This window comes from Micrococcus sp. HSID17227, assembly GCF_003989405.1.
GTDB lineage: Bacteria > Actinomycetota > Actinomycetes > Actinomycetales > Micrococcaceae > Micrococcus > Micrococcus luteus.
In genome coordinates this window covers 1-5447 of record NZ_RBLN01000144.1, presented here as the reverse complement: position 1 = coordinate 5447, position 5447 = coordinate 1, and the positions used below count along the sequence as shown (strand labels likewise).

Genomic DNA, 5447 nt, shown 5'->3' with positions numbered 1-5447 from the left:
CCGCCAGGACGCGGTCCACCGCGGCGGCCGGGTAGGAGGGGCGGACGGCGTCGTAGTGCTCCCCGCCGGTCTCGAAGGGGTTGGGCCCGGCCCGACGGGCCCGGGCCGGGCGCCCCGGCAGGTTCGGCACAGCGGGGGGAGCGCCCGGCTCCGGGGCGCTCACCGGTCGGAGGGGGTCGTGGCCAGGATCGCCCGGGCCTCGTCCACGTCCTGCGTGATCTGCGCCACGAGCTTCTCGACGCCCTCGTAGGCGACCATCCCGCGCAGCCGGGCCACGAACTCGACCTCGATGTGCTGGCCGTACAGGTCGAAGTCCTCCACCCGCTCGTCATGGCGGTCGATCACGTGCGCCTCCACCACGCGGGAGACGTCCTCGAACGTGGGGTTCGAGCCGATGGAGATCGCGGCCGGCCACACGCCGCCGTGCGCGTCGTGCACCCAACCGGCGTAGACGCCGTCGGCCGGGATCATGCCCTGCACATCCGTCTCGAGGTTCGCCGTGGGGAAGCCGAGCTCGCGGCCGCGCGCGAACCCGTGCACCACCTCGCCGGCGAGCACGTGGTGCCGGCCGAGCACGGCCGCGGCCTGAGCGACGTCGCCCGCGGCCAGGGCCTCGCGCACCCACGTCGAGGAGCAACGGCGCTCCGGCTCGGCCCCGTGCTCGGCGGGGAACTCCTCGACGGCCTCGACCTCGAAGCCGTAGCGGGCCCCCAGGCGCACCATCTCCGCGACGTCGCCGGTGTTGCCCCGGCCGAAGCGCACGTCGTGCCCCACGACCACGACGGCGGCATGCAGCCCGTGCACGAGCATGCCGCGGACGAACTCCTCCGGGGACTGGTCCGCGAACTCGAGGGTGTACCGCTGCAGGAGCACCGCGTCCAGACCCGCCTCCTCCAGGAGGACGACCCGCTGCTCGGGGCTGATGATGTCCACGTGGGGCACCTCGGGCTGGTGCACGGCGCGCGGGTGCGGGGTGAAGGTCACGGCCACGGCCAGGGCGTCGCGGGCCCGCGCCAGCTCGACGACCCGGCGCAGCACCTCCCGGTGGCCGCGGTGCACGCCGTCGAAGTTGCCCAGGGTGACCACGGTGCGCGGCAGGTCCGTGGGGACCTCGTCCAGGCTGTTCCAGACCCGCATCAGAGCGCCCCCGCCTCGGCCGGGCGGGTGGGGCGGTGCGTCAGCAGCCAGATCAGGCCGACCACCGGCAGCACGAGCGGCACATAGCCGTAGCCCGCGCCGAACCGGGACCACACGGTGTCGTGGGCGAACATCCCCGGATCCAGGACGGTCCACAGGCCCACGCCCACCACGCCGGCCAGCTCCACGAGCACGGCGCCCAGCGCCACGGCCCAGGCGCGCGCGCCGGAGCGGGCGAGCGCGAACGTCGCCACGATGTACACGACCGCCGCGACCGCGGAGAGCGTGTACGCCACGGGGGCGGCGTCGAACTGCGTGAGGATCTGGAAGAGGCTGCGCGCGCTCGCGGAGAGGGCGAACACCGCGTAGACCATGACGATGATCCGGCCGAGACCCTGGTTGCGCGCGGGGGCGCCGTCGCTGGGTGCCATGTCCATCCTCCTCACCACTGCCCGAACCAGATGACCTGCATGCGATGCAGCATCACGGCGATCGTGGGCCCGACCACGGCCAGCACGAGGTTGGACCACCGGGTCTTGTCCGTGACGGCCCAGCCCACGGCGATCACCGGCACGATCAGGGCGGTGAGGATGTAGCCCCAGAACTCCCAGCCGGGGCCGTTCAGGGTGTCCCCGCCGAGCTGGCGGACGGCGGCGGCCGCCGCATAGACGAGCGTGAACAGCTCGACGGCGGCCACCGAGAGGATCGAGGCGTCCGCGGGGTGGCGGCGGATCGCCGTCATCACCACGCAGACGACGAACGAGACGGCACCGATCACCAGTCCCGTCCAGAACCAGGCGTCGAGGATCATGCGGTCCTTCCCTGTCCCGGCCCCTCGGCCGGGGCGAACACGAGCTGGGGCTTGGCGACGTCGGCGCCGCGGCGGCGCACGTCGGAGACGAGGGCGATGACGCGGCCGTCCGGCGCGCGCCCGGCGACGAGCGTCTCACCCGTGCCGGTGGGCGCCACGACCCGCCCGAAGGCGAGCTCGTGGGCCTCGTGCTCCGTCAGCTCGCGCACCGGGAAGAGCCCGGCGGCGGCCTCGGAGAGCTCGGTCATCGCGAACCGCTCCGCGAGGGCCTCGAGCGAGAGCGCGTCGGCCACGTCGAACGGGCCGACGGCGGTGCGGCGCAGCGCCGTCAGGTGACCGCCGGTCTCGAGGGCCTCGCCCAGGTCGCGGGCGAGCGCCCGGATGTAGGTCCCGGAGGAGCAGCGCACGGTGACGTCGAGGTCGACCAGCCGGCCGCCGTCGAGCCGGCGCAGCTCGTGCACCGTGAACTCGTGCACGGTGACGGGGCGGGCGTCGAGGGTGACGTCCTCTCCCGCGCGGACGCGATCGTAGGCGCGCCGGCCCGCCACCTTGACGGCGGAGACGGCCGAGGGCGCCTGCAGGATCTCGCCCGTGAGGGCGGCGACCTGCTCGGCGACGCGCTCGGGCGTGACGGCGTTGGCCAGCCGGGTCTGCACGACCTCGCCCTCCGCGTCGTCCGTGACGGTCGACTGCCCGAGCCGGATCGTGGCCGTGTACGTCTTGTCCGTGCCCGTGATGGCGGTCAGCAGGCGCGTGGCCTTGTTGACGCCGACCACGAGCAGGCCCGTGGCCATGGGGTCCAGGGTGCCGGCGTGGCCCACCTTGCGGGTGCCCGCCAGCCGGCGGACCCGCCCGACGACGTCGTGCGAGGTCCACCCCTGCGGCTTGTCCACGAGGACGACCCCCGACGCCTCCGTTCCCGGCGCGTCGGGGGCCTGTCCCCCGGTGCTGCGTGCGCTCACCGTGCCGCGGGCCTCAGGCGCGCGGGGCGTCGTCGGCGTCGGCGTCCGGCTCCGCGGTGCGGTACGGGTCCGCGTCACCGGCGTACGACGCGCCCTCGCGCGCCTTCGCCAGCTCGGCGTCCCGCTCCTTGGCCGCGCGGAGGACGTCCTCCAGGTGTGCGGCCGCCTCGGGGACGGTGTCCGCCACGAACTCGAGGGTGGGCACCAGGCGGATGGTGAGCCCGCGGCCCACCTCGCGGCGCAGGATGCCGCGGTTGTCCTGGATGCCCTCGTGGGCGGCGGCCACCGTGGCCTCGTCGCCCAGGACGGTGTAGTAGACGGTGGCGTGCTGCAGGTCGTTGGTCACGCGGACCTCCGTCACGGTGACGGGCTCCACGCGGTCGTCCTTGACGCCGCGGCGCAGCGCCTCGGCCACGAGGACCTTGATGCGCTGGGCCAGGCGGCCGGCGCGTGCCGGATCGGCCATGGTGCGGTTCCTTCCGGTGGTGATGGTTCAGAGGGTGGGACGCGGAGGGCGGGGGCCCGTGCGGGCCCCCGCCCCGGCCGTCAGACGCGCGGCTTCTCCTGCATCTCGAAGGTCTCGATCACGTCGCCCTCCTTGATGTCGTTGAAGCTGCCCAGGCCGATGCCGCACTCGTAGCCCTCGCGGACCTCCGTGGCGTCGTCCTTGAAGCGGCGCAGCGACTCGATCTTGAGGTGCTCGGAGACCACCACGCCGTCGCGCACCAGGCGGGCCTGGGCGTTGCGGCGGATGAGGCCCGAGCGCACGAGCGAACCGGCGATGTTGCCCCACTTGGAGGAGCGGAACACCTCGCGGACCTCGGCCGAGCCGAGCTCGACCTCCTCGTACTCCGGCTTCAGCATGCCCTTGAGCGCGTTCTCGATGTCGTCGATCGCGTCGTAGATCACGCTGTAGAAGCGCATGTCCACGCCCTCGCGGTCGGCCAGGTCGGCGACCCGCTCGGCGGGGCGCACGTTGAAGCCGATGATGATGGCGTTGTCCACGGTCGCCAGGTTCACGTCGTTCTGCGTGATGGCGCCGACGCCGCGGTGGATGACGCGCAGCTGCACCTCGTCCTCGCCGACCTCGATCTTGAGCAGCGAGTCCTCCAGCGCCTCGACGGCACCGGACGCGTCGCCCTTGATGATGAGGTTGAGCGTGTCCAGCTTGCCCTCGGCCACGGCCTGGTCGAAGTCCTCCAGGGTGATGCGCTTGCGGCGCTTGGCCAGCTGGGCGTTGCGGTCCGCGGCCTCGCGCTTCTCGGCGATCTGGCGGGCGGTGCGCTCGTCGTCGGTGACGAGGAACGAGTCGCCGGCGCGCGGCACCGAGGACAGGCCGAGCACCTGGACGGGACGCGACGGATCGGCCGCCTCCACGGCGTTGCCGTTCTCGTCGAACATGGCGCGCACACGGCCGTGGGCGGAGCCCACCACCATGGTGTCGCCCACGCGCAGCGTGCCGGTCTGCACCAGCACGGTGACGACGGCGCCGCGGCCCTTGTCGAGGTTGGCCTCGATGGCCACGCCGCGGGCGGCCTTGTGCGGGTTCGCCGTGAGCTCGAGGGCGGCGTCCGCGGTGAGCAGGATCGCCTCGAGCAGCTTGTCGATGTTGATGTTGTTGCGCGCGGAGACGTCCACGAACATCGTGTCGCCGCCGTACTCCTCGGGCACGAGGCCGTACTCGGTGAGCTGACCGCGGATCTTGTCTGGGGCGGCGGTGTCCTTGTCGATCTTGTTGACCGCCACCACGATCGGCACGCCGGCCGACTGGGCGTGGTTGAGCGCCTCGACGGTCTGCGGCATGACGCCGTCGTCGGCCGCCACCACCAGCACGGCGATGTCGGTGACCTTCGCACCGCGGGCACGCATGGCGGTGAACGCCTCGTGACCCGGGGTGTCGATGAAGGTGAGGCGACGCTGCTCGCCCTCGTGCTCCACGGGCACCTGGTAGGCGCCGATGTGCTGGGTGATGCCGCCGGCCTCGCCCTCGATGACGTTCGAGGAGCGGATGGCGTCCAGCAGACGCGTCTTGCCGTGGTCCACGTGGCCCATGACGGTGACGACCGCGGGGCGCGGCTCGAGGTCGGCCTCGTCCTCGTTGGCCTCCTCGGCCTCGAGGTCGATGTCGAAGGCCTCCAGCAGCTCCTTGTCCTCGTCCTCCGGGGACACGATCTGGACCTTGTAGCCCAGCTCGTCGCCGAGCAGCTGGAAGGTCTCCTCGTCGAGGGACTGGTTGGCCGAGGCCATCTCGCCGAGGGTGAAGAGCACCTTCACCAGGTCGGCGACGTCGGCGCGGATCTTCTCGGCGAAGTCGGCCAGGGACGCACCGCGGCGCAGGCGCAGGACGGTGGTGCCGTCGCCCTTGGGGACCTTGACACCGCCGATCTCACGCGTGTGCTGCTGCTCGAACTCCTGGCGCTTCGCGCGCTTCGACTTGCGTCCCTTGCGCGGGCCGCCGCCGCGCCCGAAGGCGCCCTGGGCGTTGCCTCGACCGCCACGGCCGCCCGGGCCGCCGGGACGACCCGGGCCGCCACCGG

The 5447-nt window shown here is 73.0% G+C and carries 6 protein-coding genes; all 6 read right to left on the bottom strand.

Annotation, left to right across the window (positions count from 1 at the left end):
- Positions 1–159 precede the first annotated feature (159 nt).
- Positions 160–1137, bottom strand: a complete 978-nt coding sequence (locus D8M29_RS08050) for a bifunctional riboflavin kinase/FAD synthetase (protein WP_036314988.1) — start codon at positions 1135–1137, stop codon at positions 160–162.
- Entirely contained in the window at positions 1137–1568 is a 432-nt protein-coding gene (locus D8M29_RS08045) for a hypothetical protein (RefSeq protein ID WP_127435334.1), read from the bottom strand. Before D8M29_RS08045 ends, D8M29_RS08050 begins: the two co-directional genes overlap by 1 nt.
- Positions 1569–1579: 11 nt before the next feature.
- Positions 1580–1948: a hypothetical protein gene (locus tag D8M29_RS08040; protein WP_002855305.1), complete on the bottom strand. Its 369-nt coding sequence runs from the start codon at positions 1946–1948 to the stop codon at positions 1580–1582.
- Positions 1945–2910: a tRNA pseudouridine(55) synthase TruB gene (gene truB, locus D8M29_RS08035; protein WP_078026112.1), complete on the bottom strand. Its 966-nt coding sequence runs from the start codon at positions 2908–2910 to the stop codon at positions 1945–1947. The genes D8M29_RS08040 and truB overlap by 4 nt, the downstream gene beginning before the upstream one ends.
- A 13-nt stretch (positions 2911–2923) precedes the next feature.
- Entirely contained in the window at positions 2924–3376 is a 453-nt protein-coding gene (gene rbfA, locus D8M29_RS08030; protein ID WP_036314977.1) for a 30S ribosome-binding factor RbfA, read from the bottom strand.
- An 80-nt stretch (positions 3377–3456) separates the two neighbouring features.
- A partial coding sequence (gene infB / locus D8M29_RS08025) for a translation initiation factor IF-2 (RefSeq protein WP_127445892.1) occupies positions 3457–5447 on the bottom strand: 1991 nt, incomplete at its 5' end.

Excerpts from the sequence above, each read along its gene's own strand:
- D8M29_RS08050 (WP_036314988.1), bottom strand. The coding sequence starts at position 1,137 with ATGCGGGTCTGGAACAGCCTGGACGAGGTCCCCACGGACCTGCCGCGC.
- D8M29_RS08045 (WP_127435334.1), bottom strand. The coding sequence starts at position 1,568 with ATGGCACCCAGCGACGGCGCCCCCGCGCGCAACCAGGGTCTCGGCCGG.
- D8M29_RS08040 (WP_002855305.1), bottom strand. The coding sequence starts at position 1,948 with ATGATCCTCGACGCCTGGTTCTGGACGGGACTGGTGATCGGTGCCGTC.
- rbfA (WP_036314977.1), bottom strand. The coding sequence starts at position 3,376 with ATGGCCGATCCGGCACGCGCCGGCCGCCTGGCCCAGCGCATCAAGGTC.